Genomic DNA, 22056 nt, shown 5'->3' on the forward strand with positions numbered 1-22056 from the left:
TGATCTGCCGACAAAAAAAGGACGTCGGCAGGTGGGAGTGCCGACGTCCGTTGAGACTGCGTCAGATGACGAGGCTGTCAGTATTCGCCAATCGTTTTGCCATCGAGCATCCAGACCAGATTTTGGAAGGTTGTGAGATTGATGTTGTCACTCAGGAAGCGGACTGATCCATCTGCGAGTAAGGCGTGGACACCCCCGACGTGACGACTGCGCGGGACTGCAAAATTGTTCGCCCCGCCACCTGTTGCGTCCGGCGTGCAGGGAAGATTCATCAGAGGTAAGTTCGCGCCATTTGTTGCTGAGCATCCCGCAGGGTAATCGAGGATACTGTCGCCGACGCTACTATTGGGAGTGTTGGTTGGTGTGAAGAACTTGGACGCTGCGCGGGCGGTGTAAGGCCATCCTCTCCACTCATTTGGCAGTCCGGTCAGGTATTCGCTCATGACGAGTGTATTGGATGCCCCATCCAGAATGTCGCGGATCCTCGCTCCGCGATTGGGACCAAACACCGCACGTGTCGTGATCGCGTCGGTATAACAACCCGTGTCGTTCAATCCGGAAAAGAATCCGATGTAGTTGGTCGCCGGGAGCATGACGGTGGAATCGCTTTTCTTCAGTGAATTCGCACCGTCAGATGGACATTGCCAGGCTGTGATCGGCTGACGCAGTTCGTTTGGCCAGTTTGTGGTGTCTCCGTTGATCCAGGGGTTTGCACGACTCCAGTTCGAGGCCAGGATGTTGTACATCGGAGCCTGATCAAGATAGGGAAGCAGGTAATGCAGGAAGTAGGTGTACTCGTGCGTGGACTCGTATCCGATCGGAAACATTCCGAGCGTGTCGTGATAGTTGTGCAGAGCCAGGCCCATCTGCTTGAGATTGTTCTTGCATTGAGATCGGCGTGCGGCTTCACGCGCCTGTTGTACCGCCGGCAGCAGCAGCGCGATCAACACCGCAATGATGGCGATCACCACCAGGAGCTCGATCAGCGTAAAACCTTTTGGTCGATCACGATGTACATGCATGGCGTTTCCCTCGTTGATGAGTTGATGTGAGAGAGCTGAGGAAAAAACTTTTCCAGCTCAAGAAACTGGCGACGTGCAAACAGACAATTGAATGATGTGATTATCTGATGATATGTGTCGTCGTTGAATTGTCAATGCGACATTCGCGAGCGATCCGTTTTAGGCGAGCATTTCGAGCAGCATACCACCGTGGCTCTGCGAGAAGATCGCAGCCATCTCCAAGGAAAGCTCTTCGTCAGAATCGCTGATATTTCGAGTGATAAAGCGTTCTTGGGACGGTTACCCCAAGCGACGAGCGATCACGGATTCTTCGACGCAAAACGAGTCGCTGACCCGTTGGGACTATTCGCAAACGGCTGCAGTTGCCGCAGAAATGGAATCAGCCGGGGAGGAATCGCGGCTGCTGAAGATTTCCAGAGTGCTGACCCCAGAACGCACGGCTCACGTCCGTGGAACAGCGAACGAGGGGCGACGAACAGAAGCCCACGGCCCTTCACATGATCGAGAAGTAGTTATTCACCGCTTCGTCGATAGCCTCCCGGTTCAACACGCGCTCCATCTGGTGGAGAGAGCACCGGTTTTCCATCTGCCGCAGCAGATCGCGCGGATGGCAGAATCGCAAACTCCGGTTGGCCTGACGGTAGTGAGTCTCGATGAGGTAGTCGATGACGGTTTCGTCGTGGTTGAATTCGAGTTTGGCAGTCAGCGACCGGAACAGTTTACGGAACTGAGGCTCGGTCGGGTTTTCGACTTCGATCTTGTAGGGGATCCGACGCAGGAACGCTTCGTCGACCAGGTCCTTCGGCTCCAGGTTGCTGGAGAAGATGATCAGCTGGTCAAACGGGACCTGAATGCTTCTTCCGCTTTCGAGATGAAGATAATCGTATCGCTGTTCGAGCGGCACGATCCAGCGATTGAGCAGTTCGTCAGTGCTCATCCGCTGTCGTCCGAAGTCGTCAATCAGGAGCGTGCCGCAGTTGGCTTTCATCTGCAACGGCGCTTCACCCACTCCGGTTCGTCGAATGTAGGTGATTTCCAGGCTCTCCATGCGGAGTTCACCCCCCGCGACAATTGTCGGACGTTCGATCTGAATCCAGCGGCCGTCCAGTAGCTCAGGATCGCAGCCTGAAGGGGGCGCCGGTTTGTGCCGGGTGGGGTCATACAGACGGATGATCTCTCCGCCAGCCACAATAGAGCGCGGGATCCAGATGAAGTCTCCGAACGAGCGGGTGATCCGCTCAGCCATACAGGTTTTTCCGTTCCCTGCCGGCCCGAAGAGGAACATTCCCCGCCCGCAGTGAATGGCCTGGCCGATGCTCGAGATGATCTTGTCGGAGATTTCCAGTTCGTCGAATGCCTGACGAATCGCAGTCAGTGTCGGCTTGCGCCCTTCCAGAGATTGCGCTTTGACGCTGGCGACGTATTGATCGAGTGGAACCGGAGCTGTTCCCTGATAGGAACACTGTTCTGTGAGCATCCGCGCCAGTTCGCGTCCGCTGTCGGTCAATTCGTAGGTGTAGTCTCCTCCAGCGGAGGAGTTCTTGTAAGAGACGAGCCGCTCGACTTTGAGCTGGCGAAGGACCCCCTCGACCAGCGGGAACTTCAACCCGGTCTGGCGGGCGATATTGAAACCGGTTTCAATCCCCCGCAGCGCGAGATACTTCAGAATGAGATCGCTGACTTCCGTCGTCTGCAGACCGGCCTCCAGCAGTGTTTCCGGAGCGATCGGAAAGAATTTGCCCGACTCCTGCAGCATCCGCAGCGGCCCTGTCTCGTGTCGTTTGACGAACGAAATCACTGGGGGAGCCGAAGTCTCACTCGCGGGTGTTCGTGGAAAGGAGTTCTCAGGCAACGCCTCGTCGACTGCGACCTCCACGGAGTTCGATTCCACTTCCGAGGGGGGTCGCTGCGGAGTCGGCGAACGGAGCGGGCTGACAGTCGACCCGGTCATGAAGCCCAGACTTTGAAGCAGCTGATCAATCTCCGCTGAAGTCGATTGCATGGAGTCGCGAGTCCGAAAACTGACAGAACGTAGAGATGAAACTGCAGGAACAGGGGGTTACCTCGAATGTGCGTCAAAAATGCGATCCATTGAGTGCAACGTTACAAAGTTGCGTAATACTACTTCAAAATTCGCGTAGTTTAGTCACTGCAATCTGCACGACCGGTCGACTAATTCCTGTTTTACAGTTCTGTTGGAATCGATTATCCGAATTAAATGAGTTATGGTGAATATGTCAGCGCGGCTAGAAGTATCGCGCACGAATTGTCCCCGGACGTGAACTCGATATCATTTTTACTCGAATTTCTAAATTTCCCAATTTTGCATGCTTCGTCGAATTGATATCTAACGTTGTCTTCTTCCCGTACGGATTTGATCGTTCGGCCTGTCATGTTCAGCCAGATGCTGTTCATGGCTGGGAACTCTTTGACCGTCGGCGGTTTTTTCAATTACTTCGTCGTGCAGTTTCACCCTTCGTCATTTTTGATGGCTGCTGCGATGATCGCTCCCGAGACGTCGCAATCCTTCAGTGTGATCGGAAGGTGGGTGGCACTGCGGTCCCGGAATCGAAAGCTCAACTGGATTGTCTTCCTGATTGCTGCCCGTCTTGCCGGGATGATGTTACCGCTGGCGCTGCTCTGGCCTGTCGGTTCCGGCATGTCGCAGGAACCGATTTTCTTCATCCTCTCTGTGACGTTTGCATGGTACCTGCTGCAGGGAATCGCCTACGTCAATTACATTTCCTGGCTGAGTGATCTGGTTCCGGAAGTGCACTGGGGGAAGCTGCTCTCGCGGCGGCAGCTGGCGGGCCTGGTGGTGTCGCTGGGAATGCCGCTGGCGACAGTCTGGCTGCGGCAACATCTCTTGAAAGGCCTGCCGCTCGATGCGGAACGGTGGAGCTACAGCGTCCTGTTCATTGTCGGCGGAGTCTTGACCCTCAGTTCGATTCTGCCGCTGATGTCATTCGAAGAGGTTCCCTGGCAATCTGTGGATCGCCAAACTGTGACCGGCAATGTCCCATTCAGAGTCAGTCGGTCTTTCTGTTTTCTGCTCGCCTCCCGCTGGTGGCTGGCGTTCTTTCAGGGGCTGACTCAGGCTGTCTTCTTCAAATATGCAGTCGACCAGCTGCAGATTTCCCTGCCGACATACACGCTGCTGACGAGCATGATGATCCTCTCGCAGATGCCGATGGCTTACTGGGCGGGACACCTGTGCGATCGGTTTCAAGAGAAGCGGGGATTGATCGGGAGTATGCTCTGGCTGAGCTTTGCCCTCCCATTATGGATCTTCGCCACGTCGGATACCTGGTACCTGCTGTGCATCGCCTACCTCATCTGGGGAGGATTCGGAATGTTGAACGTCTGTGGTCAAAGCCTGTGTCTGAAGCTGGCTCCTCCCAGCGACAACGCAGGACACTTCGCACTCTTCGATCAGGTGTCGGGGCTGATTGCCGGGTTGGCGGGCCTCCTGGGAGGCTTCTGGCTGGACCGATTGCTGCGCGACCCGTCCAACGATTTCGGAGCGAACCTGTCCCCTTTCGCAGTCCTGTTTGTGGTCTCCTGGTTTGGGAGGCTGACCGCACCGCTGTGGTTGATCGGAGTCGGGAGGCGAACGGCGGGGTGAGGAGCGAGGATTTGTCATTTGTCATTTGTCATTTGTCATTTGTCATTTGTCATTGGGGATTGGGGATTGGGGATTGGGGATTGGGGATTGGGGATTGGGGATTGGGGATTGGGGATTGGGGATTGGGGATTGGGGATTGGGGATTGCAAAACGCAACAGCGTTTTGCTGACTCTCGACTCTCGACTCTCGACTCTCGACTCTCGACTCTCGACTCTCGACTCTCAGCTCTCAACTCTCAACTCTCGTCCCTCGACGGCATCGTTCTTCTCGCGTACGCTTCTCATCAGACGTTTCTTGAACTTATCCCCAGCCCCCTGATCGCTGCATGTGTGGAATTGCCGGTGCTGTCTGGAATCGATCATCTGGTGCTGTCGATCGCAGCACGCTGGGACAGATGATCGCCGCGATCCAGCATCGCGGCCCGGACGATTACGGGATGCTCTTTTCACAGGAGTTGCCCGGCGGGAACGAATCAGCGGTGCAATGTGCGCTGGGGCACCGCCGGCTGTCGATCATTGACCTCGGAGGTGGCCATCAGCCGCTCTCGAATGAAGACGGCACCGTCTGGACGGTCTTCAACGGAGAAATCTACAACTATCGCGAACTGCGCGAGGAGTTACTGCAGCGGGGGCACCGGTTTCAGACCTCCACGGATACGGAAGTCATCGTCCACCTTTATGAAGAGCTGGGGGCCCGGTGTGTGGAACGGATGCGAGGGATGTTCGCCTTTGCAGTCTGGGACCAGAAGCATCGCCGGCTGCTGCTGGCGCGGGATCGAATGGGACAGAAGCCGTTGTACTATCGGCATGACAACGGTCAGTTGCTGTTCGCCAGCGAGATGAAGGCGATCCTGCAGGTGCCCGGAGTCTCACGCGAGATCGATCCGAAAGCCGTCGACCTGTTTCTCACGTATCAGTATGTGCCCCATCCGGACAGTATCCTGAAGGGGATGAGGAAACTTCCACCCGGGCACGTGGCGGTCCTTGAAAATGATCACCTTTCTCTCCAGCGATACTGGACTGCTCCCTACGCGGAGACGACCGAGGTACAGAACGAACGCTCGATGTGGTCCGTCAAGAAATGGCAGTCGGAACTCCGTGAAACTTTAACGGAGGCGGTGAGGCTGCGGATGCGATCGGATGTTCCGATTGGTGCCTTCCTGTCCGGTGGAGTCGATTCCACGATCATTTCTGGTCTGATGCAGTCACTTTCGCCGCATCCGATCCATACGTTTTCAATGGGTTTTCCTCAGGCTGAATACGACGAGCGGAGTTTTGCCCGCCTCGCAGCTGCCCATCTCAAGACGGATCACCATGAGTTCATGGTCGAGCCGAGCGCGCTGGCCAGCCTGCCCAGCCTGATCTGGCACTTCGACGAGCCGTTCGGGGACAGCTCCGCGATCCCGACGATGGCACTTTCGGAAGCGACCCGACAGATCGTGAAGGTCGCCTTGTCGGGCGATGGCGGAGATGAACTCTTCGCTGGATACATGCGTTATCAGGCGGTGGGGCTAGCAGGGCGGACCGATCGATTTCCCGGCTGGATGAAATCCATCCTCGGCTGGAACTGCTGGCAGCGGATCCCCACGTCGACGCGGCAGCGGGCGCCCGGCCGCAGGATCAAGAGATTTCTTCAGGCGATCTCCCAGACGCCGGAAAGACGATATCTCCGCTGGATCGGCATCTTTGATGACGAGTCGCGCCAGGACCTGTACCCTGCCCCGTTCCGTCAGGAGCTGGGTGACTTTGACAGCAGCCGCTTTGTCGTAGACGCCTATCAGGCCTGCCCTGATCGGGACTTCGTTACCCGCACCACATGTGTCGACACACTGACGTATCTTCCCTGCGATATCCTGACCAAAGTTGATATTGCCAGCATGGCGTATGCGCTGGAAGCGCGGAGTCCATTTCTTGATCACCGGGTCGTCGAACTGGCAGCCCGCATGCCGATCGAACTGAAGTTCGCCCCCGGGCGTGGTAAGAAGATTCTTATCGAGACCTTCGCCGATCTGATCCCGCCCGCGATTCAGAACCGGAAGAAAATGGGGTTTGGCGTTCCGATCGACCACTGGTTCCGAAAAGAACTGACGGGAATGCTGCGGCAGGTTCTCCTGTCGGATCGTTGCCTCTCACGCGGACTGATGCGGCGTGAGTTTCTCGAAGGGCTGATTCGCGAGCATGTCAGCGGACATTGGGACCACGCGTACCGGCTTTGGAATCTCCTCTGCCTGGAATGCTGGTGCCGTGTTTATGTGGACGGCCCGCCGCCCCTCTCTCCCCCGTCGCTTTCTGACCTGGGAATCATCGAAGCAACGGGATCAAACACACTGAAACGTGCTGTCGCCACTTCCGGGAGTTGAAGTGGGGTACCTGACAGCATCGAGTCGTCGAAAGCTGATCGTGCAACTGCGATGAGACCTCATCCTCGCGATCGTGGAACTCTTTGTCACTTGATCAGTGATCCCGTGCTTTTTCGTGGTTTCCGTCTCTTCCGTGGTTGAAATCCTTACGCGAGAGTTTCCTGATTGGCAGGATCGGAGATCCCATGTCATTCATTCGGTTTGATGTTGATTCGCCGCAACAGATGCGGATTCTCAACGGCATTCTGTCAAAGTTTGACGACCGAAACAGCTGGCGGTCGTCCTCTATCGAAATTCTTTTCCAAGTCGATTTTCCGGGAAATTTGATCCACTTCGCGGTTTGAAATGTTGTACGCTCGACCAGAAGCCGCGACATCGAAGTCACGCTTGGCTCTCGTTCTTGAGGCTTCTTTCCATTCACAACGACCGTACTCACAGCTGGAAAAATCGGCTGGCGGATGGCATTTCAATTCAGGGCCGTGCGGCGAGTTATTCACACGTCCACTCGGAAAAAGGATTAGCGTCGATGCAGAAATTGAAGCTTTTTGCTTGTGTCGGGATACTGGGAATCGGGTCGACAGTGCTCGCCCAGACCCCTGCTGTCAGAACTGCTCAGCCGGTCGCGGAATCCCCGGAAGAGAAATCGGCGCATGCCCTGGGGGATGTCTTCGCCAAAGCATTCAACGCTCACGACGCTGCGGCTCTGGCAGCGCTTTGGAAGCCTGATGCCGAATACGTTTCGGCAGGTTCACAGACACCCGTCATGGGGCGACCGGCAATTGAGGCCGCCTATACGAAGCTTTTTAAGGACGATCCCAAGTGTACGGTTTCCGTGCGGGCACAATCCGCGACCAAATCCGAGGACGGTTCCCAGGTCACGCTGGCAGGCATCCTGGATGAAATCCATACCGACGGCAGCCGCAGCAGTTCTCATTTCGTCGCTCACCTGGTCGCTGTCAAAGGGGGCAAATGGCTGATCTCCAAAGTGGAAGAGACGGAACTCCCGGTCATTCAGGCACCGGCGATTCACCTGAAAAAACTGGACTGGCTGCTGGGGACATGGATCGATGACGAACAGGACCAAAAGATCGTAACCACGTTCAGCGTTGCTCCCGGGGGGAACTTCTACACCCGGGAATACCGCCGCGTGATGAAAAATCAGGTTGTTCAGAAAGGGATCCAGACGATCGGCTGGGATCAGGATCTGGGCTGCTTCAGGACCTGGCTGTTCGATGAAGACGGCAGCTTCGGCCAGGGCTTCTGGTCGCAAGACGGAGAAACCCAGTGGAGCGTGAAAATCGCCATTCAAACACCGGATGGTCGACGTGGAGCTCTCACTCAGATTCTCCGATCTGATGCCGACGGCAACATTGAAATTCAAAACGTCGATCAACAGTTCGACGGAGCCTCTCTCCCCAACAGTCTTGTTTCGAAACTCGTGAAGCAGGCTGCTCCCGAGCCACCGAAGTAATTCGACCACCATTGAACACGAAGTGTGCCTGGCACGATTTTGTCATAGAAACAAGCGTCATACCGGAATTCATGGGAATCCTTATATGAAAATTCTCTCGAGAACATTGCTGGCTTGTGCGGTCAGTGTGGTCGCTGGAAATGAGTCGACCTATGGAATGGGCTTCCACGGCGGGGGCGGCGGAGGAGGTTTCGGTGGAGGCATGCACGCTGGGGGATTCGGCGGCGGCAGCTTCGGCGGCTCACATGGGAGTTTCGGAGGAGGGGGCGGCAGCTTCGGAGGGTATCGCGGGGGTGACTTCGGAGGCGGCCGCGGCGGGGATTTTGGCGGGGGTGGTGACTTCGGCAATCGAGGCTTCGGGGGTGGCGGTGATTTCGGCAGCCACGACTTCGGCGGCGGTGGAAACTTCGGCGGAGACGGCGGGTTCGGGAGCCATGGTGGCGTCCCTTCCTTCGGCGGTGCCGGATCACGACCTGAGGGCGGTTTTGGAAGCGGCGGCTTCGGGGATCGCGGTGCGGGGGGAGAAGGTTTCAATAACCATGTCAGCAACGACCAGCTGCAGAACTTTCTGGGGCTGAGCAGTCGACCGGGACAAGGGGGAAGCGGAACCCGGGTCGACAATCAGAATTTCAACCGCAATTCCAATAACACCATCAACTCAAACAACAAATTCAACAACGACAATATCAACGTCAATAACACCCAGATCGGAAATCAGAACCGCCTCGGCCAGGGTGGAGCGGGTGAGCGGAACGAATGGGCTGCCAACCATCCCGAGCAGGCCCAGAAGGTCTCCGATTGGGGCAATCAGGTTCGAGACAACTGGAACAACAACGGACACGACTGGTGGCACTCGTATCATCCCAACGTGAACAGCTGGTACTATCATGGGTGGGGCTACCACCCGTGGAACTACTGGTGGCGAGGTGCCGGCTGGGGGGCAGTCGGCGGGTTCATGCTCGGAGCCGCCTTCGATACTCCCATCTACTACAGCTACGGCACCGGCGGGAATGTTGTCTACCAGAACGACAGCGTGTACGTGAACGGCCAGGACATGGGGTCCTCCGACGCCTACTACCAGTCGGTGGCCAATCTGGCGACTGTCCCGCAGGATGAGATTCCTCAGAACTCTTCCGGGACGGATAACGCAGACGCCAACAGTGGGAATGCCCAGGGCTCAGGTGATGACTGGCTCCCGCTGGGAACGTTCTCATTGTCGACCAGCAAGGAGGACAAGAACCCGGTTCGCACGATTCAGCTGGCGGTGAACAAGGATGGGGTCATCAGCGGGACCATGTATAATAGTTCGACCAACCAGTCATGGCCCGTTCAGGGACGCGTCGACAAGAAAACGCAGCAGGTCGCCTTCACGATCGGCAAGCAGGCGGGAGTTGTGCTGGAAACCGGCATCTACAATCTGACACAGCCGCAGACGGAAGTGCTCGTTCACTACGGCAGCAAGCAGACGCAGACGGACCTGCTGGTTCGTCTCGATCCACCGAAAGACAGCAGCGGAGATTCAGGCGGCAGCGACGACAATGGTCCCCTGCCGGACTCGCCCCCTGGCCAGTGAACTCATGATGTGAAAGATGCGAGAGCCGCGTGAACCGTCACGCGGCTTTTTTTGTCGTGCGGGACTTGTTGTTTTGTATTAAATTTCAGTGGAAATGAGATTGCTTGGCTGCATTAACGGCGCCGGAGCCTCACGTAGGGACCCTGGTTTTAGTGAATGGGGTGTCTGGTTCAACTACGTAAATTTTCAAACAACTGCTTTCTCCAGATTGTCCATTTATCTGGAGGAATTCGTGGCAAAGCTGATCGACTCGGCCGAAATCCCTTCGACCTGGCCTTCATTTTGTTCTAAGATGAAACAGGTTCTACTGAGTTCAGGGAATCCCCTAGGCAAAAAACCGAATTAGTGCGGTGGGCGGGCCTGTCACCTGGGGAAAGTTCAAACGTGCGGAGGGAGGTTCCGCTTGTATCAGGTGGGATTTCGAAGTCATGCGGTGTGTGCAGGATCTCGAGATCAGAGTGGATTTTGAGGGGACAGCATGCATCGCCGCCCGCGTGAATATTCACGCTCCCAACGAGTTCGAGGCTTCACGCTGATCGAACTGCTGGTGGTGATTGCAGTGATCGGGATGCTTCTGGCCTTGCTGCTCCCGGCAGTGCAGTCGGCCCGGGAAGCGGCCCGCCGAACGCAGTGCAAAAACAATCTCAAGCAACTCGCCCTTGCGGTCCATAACTTCCACGACGTGGAACGGGCCGTGCCGGCAAGAGATCTGGGCACAAACTGGGCGACATGGGCCGTATTGTTGCTGCCCTATTTAGACCAGCAAAATCTGTATGATGCGTGGGATCTGAAGAAAGCTTACTTTTTCCAGGACTCATCCGCAGGGCGCGATTTGCCGGTCTTTCATTGCCCTTCCCAAGTTCGATCGGGCGGAAATGCGATTCGGCCGGAAGGAGATCCTGGACTTATACCTCCCGCGACCCTTCTGCCTAAAGGGCCACCCGGTTGGGGTGACTTCGTCGCAGTTGGAGGAACAAATCCCACCTTGGAAGATGGAGCATTTCGAGCAGCCCAGATCTTTCCCGAATCGCCCACGTCAATACCTCCAACTTCATTGATTGAATCTTGGAAATATCGGGTTTCTTTTTCGGACCTGAACATAGATGGGCTGACTGCGACACTTTTAATTGGAGAAAAGCATCTCACTTCCTCCGATACCTCTGTTTATAACGGAGGATCCCGAAACGGATATGTTCGCTTTGGAGGTAATGGCAGACGTATTGTGCTTCCCAAGGAAACGTCGGCGACAGCGGGCGAGAGGTTTGGAAGCCCGCACGTTGGACTAAGCCATTTTGCATTCGCTGACGGGCGTGTCTCGTCTTTGTCGGTCCATCTCGATGAATTAATTCTTCATCGGCTGGCTAAGGTCGGCGATGGCGAGCCTGTACCGGAGTTTTAGGGAGTTCCAGTAGATCCGGTGATCGATGGGCAATTTCCGCTGCTACGAGAGTGATGACAGAATTGACGTCCACGCTTGATCCAACATGGGCACCTTGTTGGCGGTGTTCGAGATAACTTGCGGCCTGACATTCGAAAGTCGTCTGACGTAGGCGGATGCATCGCCTCAACATCGCACGCAATGCACCGGCCGTTGAGTCTTGATCAGTTTCTTCCATGATCAGCCGAATTCTGCCAAAAGACGAAAGAGTAAGTCCAAAAGGGAGGAGCACACAAGTTTGTGCACTCCTCCGCAATTCTCACAATTGCAACATAATGAAGTCAAATTCAGCGCTCTTCCGCGTTACCGCTAACGTGCTTGTTGATGGAGTAAGTAAGATCGTCTTGGCGATCGAATATCTCTGTCCAGTAAGCGGTCCCGTGAATTGATCTCCCCTGAATGGACTGACTTTTCATGATTCGCAACATCTATTTGGAATAAGCGTAGATGCTTGTGTAAGTTTGTGAGTGGTTTACAGCGGTCTTTTTAAAAGAAGACCCAAGTACCAGCCGGTTGCGAGACCTGGAAAATGTGATCGACTGCAATTGCGTCGACATTTCCCATCGTTCCGTCAGGCAATTCGATGACCAAGTAGAAAAAGCCATCATAATCTACTGACGTGTAGCAGTTGTCCAATAATCCGCTGAACGCCACGATACAGCCGTACGGGATCTCATCCGCTACGTAACCATAGAATACAAAGTAATTCCCCATCGGGTTATACCAACTGAAGTAGGTAATATGCGGTGGGAGGTCAATTTCGTCGTCGGCGCGGGCTGTGTTTGCAGACATCGAAGAGATGCATGCAGCAGCTGCCACCAAGAGCCAGGAACAGTACGTGCGGATTGAGAATTTCATCGTAGGGATCCACCCAAAGAGAGAGAGAACTGGTGCGGTGCAAATAGTGAGAGAGCTATCCCCGCGGACAAAGCAACCAAAATTCAGAGTCGCCTGAAAAGGTCCGAATCTGCCAATTATGCCGAAAGTTTTTCCCCCGTTCTGTCCGAGTCGCTGACTTTCCCTCTTCCCATCCAGCCGGGAGTCCGCCGACTGCCGGGATGCCTCACCCTTCTTCCGGAAAATTTTGAAACTGGAAATGAGATCGGAAGCTGGCCAATGAATTGAAATGGGCCGGGTTCTGTTCAATCCGTCCGTATTACCGAGAACTCCTGGGGCACTCGATCAGTCCATCGCCCTGAAGGTTCCCGGGAGACCGTTTGCCGACTCACTTGCCTCTGCCGGCGGACAGCAACGTTTTCTCCGCTGTTTTCGCCAGTTTGACGGCGACTCACCTTCGCTGAGAATGTTTCTCGCGAGCCCCGCTGTCGCCGCTATTCGAGGATTAACCTGCTTAATCTGTTCGTCAGCTGCGAAATGCGTGTGCAGAGTTTTCCTGATCACCGGTACAGACCGCACAACCGGAAATCTTCTGGGCCGGCCTGACGGCGGGATCTGCCGACTTAATTGGATTCATGCCGACTCGTCCAAAATGTCGATAGTTTTGTGTCCTTCGCCGTCAAAGTCTGACTAATCGTTACAGGCGGAGCCGTATGACGGAGATCCGGTGGTTCAGTTCCGCTTTTTCTCAAGTTGGAAAAGTGGTTCTCGTGCAGAAACGAGCCGACGTTGGTTCGCAGAATTCCGATGAGTGTCGTCATTCGACGAACCGCCTGGCTCGCGGTCTCGTTATTTGCGTTTTGCACTGCATCTGCAAACGACGCATTGGTGGATGAAATCTTTTCGGACACTGCCAGTCCGGCCGGTCGGATCCAGTTGGCTGACGCTGGGGACGACATGCCGGACCCTGACCCGGAAACAGCCGACCCGAACGATTACCCCAATCTGGAATTTGACCTGGAAGAACTCAAAGCCAGGCTGGATGCGTTGGAAAAAGGGCACAAGAAGGCGACAGCTGCCAGTTCGGACAAGAAAGAGTTTCCCACTTTCCGGTTCACCGGCTTTACCCAGCTTGATACTGCCATCTACGACCAGGACCCACTGAACAAGGCGACCGTGGGGAATGCTCAGAACGGGACCGGTTTCCGTCGAGCCCGTCTGGCGATTCTGGGTAAGGTGGCGGAGTTCACGTCTTATCAGTTGGAAATGGATTTCGCGACTGCCGGCCGTCCCAGCTTCTTCGACACCTATGTCGAGCAAAGCAACATGCGTTTTCTGGGAACGATGCGGGTCGGACAATACTGTCAGCCGTTCAGCATCGACGCCTTGACAGGATTCCGTCACCTGACGTTTCTGGAACGCTCGCTCCCCTTCCTGGCGTTTGTGCCATTTCGCCGGATCGGGGCGCAGTCCTCCTATCTTTCAGAAGACGAAATGAGTTCGTGGGCGGTGAGCGTCTTTCGGACCGGGGGATTTCAGAATGCCCCTTTGGGTGATAACCGTTTCGGGACCGACTTCGGAGACCTGGGGGGATTCTCTGTTTCGACCCGTGCGACGCATCTGGTGCGGTACGATCATCATGCCGATGACCGTTATCTCTGGGCCATCGGGGGGAGCTATAACTACAGCGTCCTGGGGGCCAACACCGCCGACGGGAGTACCAACAAGGTCCCTTTCTATCAGACTCGCGTCCTCCCGGAGTTTGGCCCGCTGGGGAACTCGGAACTTTCGCAGCCGTTTGGATTCGCCAATAACGGGACGCCCGCGTTCATCGACTCCGGACGGTATCCCGCGAACTACTTCAATCTGGCCGGACTGGAGACGGTTTATCAAAACGGTCCCTGGGGCTTTCAATCTGAATATATGGTCACGGTGGTTGAGAGTGACGTCGGACCGATCTTCTACAACGGGGCCTATGCTCAGCTTGCATATCGCCTGACCGGGGAACACCGGGCGTACAACAAAAAGAACGGAACCTTGGAACGACTCGTCCCATTTGCCGACTTCATCCCTCTCAAGAAGGACGGAGTACGGGGCTGGGGGGCCTGGGAAATCGCCGGACGCTGGTCGTTCGTCGATATTCGAAATCCCGAAGCATTGAACGGCCACTATCTGAACGGAACCAGCAACGCGGGGAACGGAACTCTGCACGATACGACGCTGGGGTTCACGTGGTTTCTGAATACCCATACCAAGCTGCAGGGGAACTGGATTCACTGCATGCTGAACAACGAAGTGACCGGCCACAGCACTGCCAACCTGTTCGTGTCACGGGTTCAGGTCGATTTTTAAAACGTCCGGAAGATCTGTCCCGAACCAGAAGACAAAGGTCAGTGATCCTGGTGTCTGAAAATGGAAACACCATGAGAAATCGAAAATGCTCATGAACCGAGTGAAACTCTTTGCCGGATTGATGTCGCTGCTGTGGGCCTCGTGCTGCGCGGTGAATCGGCACGACTCATGTCCGCAGTGCGGCTGCGAGCGGGTCACCAAGCGCTGCCGCGTGAGCTGTGAGACCGAGCAGGTGCCGAAGACGACATACTCCGTTGAGTATGAAGACGTGTGTCTGCCTGAGCGTCGCCCCTGCACCGGAGCCCATGAAGCGGAAGGCTGCATCGGCGACGAGTTCGATCAAGGTGCACGCTGTGCGAAGATCTACACGCGTACAAAACTCGTGAAGAAGACGACGGAAGAAACGAAGACGAAGTATCGCTGGTCGGTCGTCACTGATTGTCCGCACTGCGAAGCTGCGAGGGCAGGCTGTGCGACGCTCCCACCAGAACCGACCGCCTCAGACGCACACTGAATCGAACCTGGCCAGCGACCTCTCTGGGGCAGACTGAATGTGAGGTGGAGTCGACCTCAACCGCTTATGAAAGGGGATTTCGACAAGTCCGTTCAAGCGATGCAGTTTTCAGGACGTCGACGCCTGCACATTGGCTAAAGGGGGATGCCAAAATTCGCAATGTAGATGGCTGCGATCAGGCAGAGCAGGACGGTCCGCGCGATCAACCTGCGCCAGGGGAGTGCCGCGTGGGGCGAATTCATTTCGCGAAGCGAGAGAGACGACATGCCGACATTCCGAATATGACGATTGCAACGATTTTTCCGCGATAAGCAGAACTGATTTGCTGGGTGACGTCAACTCAAGTCTGTCTGGTCCGGAGGTGCGCAGGGCGGGAAGATCGCCGAGATTTGGGGGGGTGGAATCTCGCACTCGGAGAGTGCGAGGTACGTACTCCGCACTCTCCGAGTGCGGAAGCGGCGTCGCCACCGGGCCCACCGTGGTTTCCCCTCCAGCTCTGGACTCTGGACTCCCGCTCTCGACCTCTTTCTGGCTGAATCGGCCGCCTTCTCCCCTGCTCGGTTCCCCCTGTCGCCTTCCGGCTGCTAGGATGCCGCAACTTGATGTTTCCAAAGGACAACAACGGTTTCACTCATGGCTGCTTCTCTCCAACTCGACGATCCGGCATACGCACTCTGGCAGGCGCTGGCAGGGACCTCCGGTGTCTCCGTGGCTGACCTGTCGCAGGAGCTGAAACTCGATCAGTCCAAAATCATGGCTGCCTCCAACGAGGCGTCCGCTGCCGGCTGGATGGAAATCGAGGAAATAACCAGCGATGAACTGGTTCCGCTGGAAAATGCTTCCGACCTGATCCGGGCAGGTCTTCCCGAACGCAAAGCACTGCGGCTGTTGATTGACGCTGGCGGGCAGATCGCGACCGGAGATTTCGCGAAAGCCGCCGGGCAGGCGGGGATTGCCGTCAATGAAGTTTTCAAGTGGGGCGTCGCTCGAGGCTGGATTGAGCGCGATAAGCAGGGAGTCAAGATCACCGAGGCCGGACGAACAGCCGACGCTGTCAAAACCTACGACGTCGATGAAACGGCACTGATCGAAGCGAATGGCAAGCCGATCGAAGTCGATTCAACATCCAATCCGGAGCGCGTCCGTCTCCTGCTCGGGAAACGGACGGAACTCGCCAAGCTCAAGCCTCGCACCCGAAGAACGTTGAAACTCACACCGGCCGGACTGGAACTGTTCAACTCCGGGGCCGTCCAGCTGAAGAAGGAAAAGAATCTCCTCACCCCCGAAGACCTGCGCAGCGGTCTATGGAGTGAAGTGACCCTTCGGCCCTACGACGTCACACTCAAGGCGGAAACGGTACACCCCGCAAAGATCCATCCGCTGCGGAAGATCATCGAGCAGACCCGGCGAGCCTATCTGGAGATGGGGTTCACGGAAGTGGTTTCGCCGATGGTGGAATCCTCGTTCTGGAACTTCGACGCCCTGTTTCAGCCTCAGGATCATCCTGCGCGGGACATGCAGGATACGTTCTATATGGATGAACCGAATACGACCGCTTTGCCGAAGGACGAGGCGCTGGTCGACCGTGTTCGACGTGCGCATGAAGACGGAGGGGACACCGGTTCGGAAGGCTGGGGATACAAGTGGTCTCCGGAACGAGCCCGGCAGGTGGTGCTGCGGACACATACGACAGCGTCCACGATCCGAGCGCTGGCTCGACATCCCGAGCCGCCGCTCAAGGCATTCTGCGTGGGCTGGGTCTGCCGGAACGAGACGATCAGCTACAAGCACCTGCCGGTGTTTCATCAGGTGGACGGGATCGTCATCGACAAGAACGCCTCGCTTGCCTCCCTGCTGGGAACGCTGGAAACGTTCTACAAGAAGATGGGATTCACGAAGGTGAAGTTCAAGCCGGCATTCTATCCGTACACCGAGCCAAGCGTGGACGTGGTGGTCTATCTGGAAAGCCGGAAGAAGTGGATCGAGATGGGGGGATCGGGAATCTTCCGTCCGGAAGTGACCGAGCCGCTGGGCTGCAAGCATCCGGTGCTGGCCTGGGGGCTGGGGATGGAACGTCTGGCCATGATCCGCTACGGCCTCTCCGACATCCGCGAGCTGTATCAGGGGCGAGTGGAAGACCTGCAGGGAATGGCACTTGCACAGTGACGTTCTTCCTCGATGATTGACGTCTTCGGGTCTGGACCCAGGGCGCAAGCGGTGTGTGCTGTGTGTGCCGTTGATGGTCCGCACAGCGGACCCTACTGGCTTTCATGGCGAGCCGGAGGTGTCAGCCTCCGGATTCTCGCTTGTCGATGCCGCTTACAGCGTGAGCAGAAATTGCCGAAGGCTGAAATCTCTTTCCGGAGCAGGTTCGGGTTGTAGCGTTCCTGCCGGCTAACGTGCTTCTGCTTGATTCCCCCGAAAGGCAGGTCGATATCAGCCAGCCGGGCGAGATGTGGTCCCGGAGACGGAATTTGCAGAGGATCCCCCAGCATGAGGCTTTCGGGGCAGCATTCATGGATCGAAATACGACGCTTCTTCCGGAAGATGCGGCTGACCTCCTCACGGAAGTGCTGGGGCGAGTGCGTCATTCCCAACTGGCGCACTGCGTCGCGTCAGCTGCATCGGACCTGATGGAAACAGCCCTCGCTCAGCATTGTCCTCCCAAGCGTCCAGCTGCCTTTCCGGCCCGCCCGTCGGTCGGCGGAGTAAAGACATCAGTCGCGAATGCTTGAGCTGAAAGCCCCTATCGCTGATAGATCGGCAGATACCGATACTCAACGGTCAGCGCGAGCACGGTGAGGCTCGTGGTGTAGATGCGGCCCGCCTGCTTTTCGCTGCCGTGCTGAGGCTCCCAGCTGCCGTCCCCCTGCTGGATCGGCAACAGGATGTCGACCAGATGCTGATAGTTGCTCGCTGCTGATTCTCCACCGAGCTTGAATACCCCCACCCCGGTGTAGTAGACGCCGTAATAAAAATAGGCCGAGCGTTCGACCAGCGGGTGCTTCTTCAGCCAGTCCGCCCCGTTCAGCGACTCGGGTGAATTGTGATCGCCACAGACTTCCAGGCAGGTGATCCCCGTGCCGGTCAACGTGGGAGTGGATGTGTTGCCCGGCTGGTAACCGAATCCCTGCTGTTTTTCATTCCAGCACATTTTGACATAGTCCACCGCGCGGTCGATCGCTTCGACAGGGACGTCGCAGCCGATGTCCTTTGCGGCCCGCAGGGCCATGACCTGCCATCCAGTCACGCTCAGGTCGCTGTCCCGGCTGTCCACCTGGTATCGCCATCCCCCCTGATGCCGGTCGAACTTTTCGACAGCCTGTGCTTCCAGGATCAGAAGCACCGCCTTTTCGAGGGCGCGGCGCACAAGCAACGCGTCCGCCCCATCAAGCATTCCGAAGACTTCCGCCAGCATCAGCGTGCAGATCCCGTGATCGTACATCGGCCCGTGGCTTTGGGCTTTTCGGATCAGCATGCCGTTGGGCTGCTGCTGAGAGACGACCCAGCGGACCCCTTTACTGATCTGCTCTCCATAGGGACCTTCACCGGGAACATGACCTGCAGCCAGGAACGCCATGACTGCCAGAGCCGTGATCGCAGTGGAGTCTCCCCAGGCTTCCGTGGTCCAGGAGCCTTCGGGACTCTGACGGGCAGCAATGTACTGAAGTGCCCGGGAAACGCTGTCGTCAACGGCTCGCTGTTGAGCTTCAGTCGATTGAGCAGTCACCGTTCGGGGACGCGGATAGGGCGAGGTCACAAGGCAAACTGCCAGGACCATCCGCAATCCAAACTGCATCCAGAACGGTTTCAACTTCACCCTCGCAAGTACGTCGCTTTGAAAATTGTACGTCGTTTCGTTCCGCTTTCTCAATCAACCTCCTGGTGATCCTCTTCAGGCCGATTGACCTTTGAATCGAATCCCAGGGTCGCTTCGGGTTCGGGTTGCTGTGAAATCATTCTTGACATTCCTTCAACGGAAGAGGAAAACTCGCATTCGCTGCCCGAGGCAGTCACGACGACTGCCCGAAGAACTCAGCACATGCGGTTGCCACAATCGGCAACCCACAGGCATCAGGAAAGAAGTGAACATGAGCGGACCCATCGTACGTACCGGAGCAACCCCCGAGTTCTGGAACAACTGGGATCAGGTCTTTGGTAAAAAGTCAAAGGCCGCGGCCAAGGTCGAACCGAAGCCGGAAGCTCAGGAGAAAAGCGACAAGCCCGCAGCGAAAAAGAAAACCGTCGTCGCCAAGCCTGCAGCAGCCAAGTCCACCGCCAAGAAAGCAGCCGCTCCCAAGGCAGCGAAGAAGGCTTCCAAGAAGAAATAGTTCCCGCCTGGGCGAAGGGGACCGGCCTGGATCGAAAACAGATTTTCTACCACGGAGACACCGAGGCACGGAGTTTCAAAAGAGTTTTGAAACTCGACGTATGGCGGGTTCCCACATTCTCCGTGGCTCGGTGTCTCCGTGGTGAGATCTGTCCTCTCCGCCTCACGATTCTGAGTCAGATTTGCCTCATTTGGCTGGTGGATTGAAGTCCTTCGCTGGTCGGAGCCCGCCTGGTTCGCTTGAGAATTTGTCCGGATTTTCCGCTCGGTCCGGGCTGGTTTTCTGTTATTCTCCCCTCATCGCGACTTTGAGCAAAGTTCGTCGTCCGGGAAACGCGAAACAAGGAGGGAGAGCCGTGTCGAATCGACGAGCGGCATTACGAGACGATCCCAGCGGAAGGGTGACTCCCGTGGGGATGGCCACTGGAAACGCGTTTGTCGGCGAATATGGATCGGTTTACCTGGGGATCGACCCGGGTTTGAACCGAACCGGCTATGCACTGCTGCGACGCACCCCCTCCCGTCCGATCCTCCTCGAAGGAGGAATCGTCAGCTCCCAGCGTCAGACCAGTCTCGCAGATCGAGTGCTTGAGATCGGCTCAGGCATTCTGGAACTGATTGAAGAGTTTCGTCCTGATGCTGTCGCTATCGAACAAATCTTCTCGATGGCTCGCAGCCCGAAATCGGCCTTGCTGATGGCACATGCCCGCGGGGCAATTCTCTATTCCATCGCCACCGCCAAGCTGCCGGTTGTGCATTACACCCCCAGGCAGGTCAAGAAACTCCTGACCGGGACCGGGACAGCCAGCAAAGAACAGGTGCAGATGGCCATTCAGCGGGAACTGGGCATGACCAACGTGCTCGAACCCAACGACGTCGCCGACGCCTGTGCCATCGCCCTGTGCCATTACTACAGCCTGCGTGTGGAGAGCGGAGTGATGGCGGGCGTGCGGAAGCCGAGCGCGGTCCGTATTTGAGAGTTGAGAGTTGAGAGACGGGCGTGACCGTCTGTTTCTGTCCCCTGTCCTCTCTTCCCTTTTCCCTCCCGCTCACACCGTCTGATACCCCTCTGCCACCTGCTGAAACTCTGCCAGCTGTGTGGCGATCCAGTGCTCGTCGAAGTGCAGCTCTTGCGCCATTACGGTTGCCACATGCGGGGCATGTTGCAGTGCTTCCTGTACATTCACGAACAGCATTCGGCTGCGGCGGGCGAGAATGTCCTCAACGGTCCGCGCCATGGTGTCACGGACACACTCGCGGATGAATTCATCATTGATCACCGGAAGATGGTCGAGGTTGAATCGATCCGCTGTGTCCTCCAGCGAAAAACGCAGCGACTCTGTCCGGGACGGTTGCTGCGGCAGCCCGGCCGCTTTGATGGCGGCTTCTACCGCATCGGCTCCCATCTTGCGGAAGGTGGTCCACTTCCCTCCCGCGATACTGACCAGTCCGCTCTCTCCGACATGCACGACGTGATCGCGGGAGAGCTTTGACGTCGTGGACTGATGATCGCTTCGCACCAGGGGGCGCAGACCAGCGAAGCTGCTGCGGATGTCCGACCGCTCGACCTTTGCGGAGAGATACCGATTCGAATGTTCGAGAAGGAAGTTGATTTCATCCCGCATGGGGCGAGGCTCGAGACTGGCGTTCTCGACGGGGGTGTCGGTCGTGCCGATGACCGTAGCGCCGTGCCAGGGAATGAGAAACAGGACCCGTCCGTCGTCAGTACGCGGGACGATGATGGCAGAGCTCGCCGGAAGGAATTTTCGATCGACGACGATGTGGGCTCCCTGACTCAGACTCAGGGTCGGCTTGGCGGCAGCATCATCCAGTCGGCGGACTTCGTCGCTGAAAATCCCGGTGGCATTCACGATGGACTTGGCGGAAATCCGGTATCGATCGCCGGTCTCCCCGTCTTCCGCTTCGACTCCGCGGACTCGTCCGTTTTCCTTGAGAAGTGCATGCACCCGCACGTAGTTCAGGGCCACTCCCCCTTGATTCATTAACGTCTGTGCCAGCGAAACCGCCAATCGGGCGTCGTCGAACTGGGCGTCGAAATAGGAGACCCCGCCGGAGAACTCTTCCCGCTTGAGGGTGGGGATGCGTCGCTGCATCTCTTCGCGGCTGAGCATGCGGGAACCTGCCATCCCCAGTCGACCTGCCAGCAGGTCATAGGCTTTCAGTCCGGTCGCGTAATAGATTCGTTCTACCCATGAATGAGCAGGGATAATGAATTCGACCGGTCGGACCAGCTGGGGGGCGTTGCGGAGAAGCAATCCTCTCTCGTGCAGCGACTCCCGCACCAGATGGACGTTCCCTTGCTGCAGATAGCGGACGCCGCCGTGAATCAGCTTCGTGCTTCGACTGGAGGTCGCCTTTGCAAAGTCGGCCTGCTCGAGCAGCAGAGTGCTGAACCCGCGCGAGGCTGCGTCGACCGCTGTTCCCAGCCCGGTCGCTCCCCCTCCGATCACGACGACGTCCCAGGTCTCTTCACTCAATCGAGCCAGTGCAGCTTCACGGTTCATGGTGTTTCA

General features: G+C 56.8%; 17 protein-coding genes. 10 read left to right on the forward strand and 7 right to left on the reverse strand.

Annotation, left to right across the window (positions count from 1 at the left end):
* Positions 1–77 precede the first annotated feature (77 nt).
* Together SH661x_RS10440 and SH661x_RS10445 are read right to left on the reverse strand one after the other, a co-directional pair.
* A complete protein-coding gene (locus SH661x_RS10440; protein WP_437230676.1) occupies positions 78–1022 on the reverse strand; it encodes a DUF1559 family PulG-like putative transporter in 945 nt (314 codons plus the stop codon).
* A 493-nt stretch (positions 1023–1515) separates the two neighbouring features.
* The gene (locus tag SH661x_RS10445) at positions 1516–3024 is read right to left on the reverse strand and encodes an AAA family ATPase (protein WP_437230678.1); all 1509 of its coding nucleotides are present in this window, start codon (positions 3022–3024) and stop codon (positions 1516–1518) included.
* Positions 3025–3435: 411 nt separating this feature from the next.
* On the opposite strand from SH661x_RS10445, the gene SH661x_RS10450 reads away from it, so the two are divergent.
* The 5 genes from SH661x_RS10450 to SH661x_RS10470 all read left to right on the forward strand — a co-directional run bounded on the left by SH661x_RS10450 (position 3436) and on the right by SH661x_RS10470 (position 11450).
* On the forward strand, positions 3436–4647 hold the full coding sequence (locus SH661x_RS10450) for an MFS transporter (protein WP_437230680.1): 1212 nt from the start codon (positions 3436–3438) through the stop codon (positions 4645–4647).
* A gap of 326 nt (positions 4648–4973) precedes the next feature.
* Positions 4974–7007 (forward strand): asparagine synthase (glutamine-hydrolyzing), encoded by a 2034-nt coding sequence (gene asnB / locus SH661x_RS10455; RefSeq protein ID WP_437230682.1) that lies wholly within the window; start codon positions 4974–4976, stop codon positions 7005–7007.
* Positions 7008–7533: 526 nt separating this feature from the next.
* Positions 7534–8478, forward strand: coding sequence for a YybH family protein (locus SH661x_RS10460; RefSeq protein ID WP_437230684.1), 945 nt, complete (start codon positions 7534–7536; stop codon positions 8476–8478).
* A gap of 85 nt (positions 8479–8563) precedes the next feature.
* Positions 8564–10051 (forward strand): hypothetical protein, encoded by a 1488-nt coding sequence (locus SH661x_RS10465; RefSeq protein WP_437230686.1) that lies wholly within the window; start codon positions 8564–8566, stop codon positions 10049–10051.
* Between the two features lie 478 nt (positions 10052–10529).
* Positions 10530–11450, forward strand: a complete 921-nt coding sequence (locus SH661x_RS10470) for a DUF1559 family PulG-like putative transporter (RefSeq protein ID WP_437230688.1) — start codon at positions 10530–10532, stop codon at positions 11448–11450.
* 525 nt (positions 11451–11975) lie between these two features.
* On the opposite strand, the gene SH661x_RS10475 is transcribed toward SH661x_RS10470, so the two are convergent.
* Complete coding sequence (locus SH661x_RS10475) at positions 11976–12347, reverse strand: hypothetical protein (protein WP_437230690.1); 372 nt, start codon at positions 12345–12347, stop codon at positions 11976–11978.
* Between the two features lie 786 nt (positions 12348–13133).
* On the opposite strand from SH661x_RS10475, the gene SH661x_RS10480 reads away from it, so the two are divergent.
* Together SH661x_RS10480 and SH661x_RS10485 are read left to right on the forward strand one after the other, a co-directional pair.
* The gene (locus SH661x_RS10480; protein ID WP_437230692.1) at positions 13134–14678 is read left to right on the forward strand and encodes an OprO/OprP family phosphate-selective porin; all 1545 of its coding nucleotides are present in this window, start codon (positions 13134–13136) and stop codon (positions 14676–14678) included.
* Positions 14679–14769: 91 nt separating this feature from the next.
* Complete coding sequence (locus SH661x_RS10485) at positions 14770–15192, forward strand: hypothetical protein (RefSeq protein WP_437230694.1); 423 nt, start codon at positions 14770–14772, stop codon at positions 15190–15192.
* Positions 15193–15326: 134 nt separating this feature from the next.
* On the opposite strand, the gene SH661x_RS10490 is transcribed toward SH661x_RS10485, so the two are convergent.
* Positions 15327–15458, reverse strand: a complete 132-nt coding sequence (locus tag SH661x_RS10490; RefSeq protein ID WP_437230696.1) for a hypothetical protein — start codon at positions 15456–15458, stop codon at positions 15327–15329.
* A gap of 367 nt (positions 15459–15825) precedes the next feature.
* On the opposite strand from SH661x_RS10490, the gene pheS reads away from it, so the two are divergent.
* On the forward strand, positions 15826–17358 hold the full coding sequence (gene pheS, locus SH661x_RS10495) for a phenylalanine--tRNA ligase subunit alpha (RefSeq protein ID WP_437230698.1): 1533 nt from the start codon (positions 15826–15828) through the stop codon (positions 17356–17358).
* Positions 17359–17450: 92 nt separating this feature from the next.
* On the opposite strand, the gene SH661x_RS10500 is transcribed toward pheS, so the two are convergent.
* On the reverse strand, positions 17451–17783 hold the full coding sequence (locus SH661x_RS10500) for a hypothetical protein (RefSeq protein ID WP_437230700.1): 333 nt from the start codon (positions 17781–17783) through the stop codon (positions 17451–17453).
* A gap of 155 nt (positions 17784–17938) precedes the next feature.
* On the reverse strand, positions 17939–18973 hold the full coding sequence (locus tag SH661x_RS10505) for a prenyltransferase/squalene oxidase repeat-containing protein (RefSeq protein WP_437230702.1): 1035 nt from the start codon (positions 18971–18973) through the stop codon (positions 17939–17941).
* A 310-nt stretch (positions 18974–19283) separates the two neighbouring features.
* Here SH661x_RS10505 and SH661x_RS10510 point away from each other — a divergent pair, with 310 nt between their 5' ends.
* Both SH661x_RS10510 and ruvC read left to right on the forward strand, forming a co-directional pair.
* Complete coding sequence (locus SH661x_RS10510) at positions 19284–19523, forward strand: RNA polymerase subunit sigma (protein WP_437230704.1); 240 nt, start codon at positions 19284–19286, stop codon at positions 19521–19523.
* 355 nt (positions 19524–19878) lie between these two features.
* Entirely contained in the window at positions 19879–20499 is a 621-nt protein-coding gene (gene ruvC, locus SH661x_RS10515; RefSeq protein WP_437230706.1) for a crossover junction endodeoxyribonuclease RuvC, read from the forward strand.
* Between the two features lie 72 nt (positions 20500–20571).
* Here the strand turns inward: ruvC and SH661x_RS10520 are convergent, their stop codons facing one another.
* Entirely contained in the window at positions 20572–22047 is a 1476-nt protein-coding gene (locus tag SH661x_RS10520) for a glycerol-3-phosphate dehydrogenase/oxidase (protein ID WP_437230708.1), read from the reverse strand.
* Positions 22048–22056: the final 9 nt, after the last annotated feature.

The organism is Planctomicrobium stercoris (assembly GCF_051465655.1).
GTDB lineage: Bacteria > Planctomycetota > Planctomycetia > Planctomycetales > Planctomycetaceae > Planctomicrobium.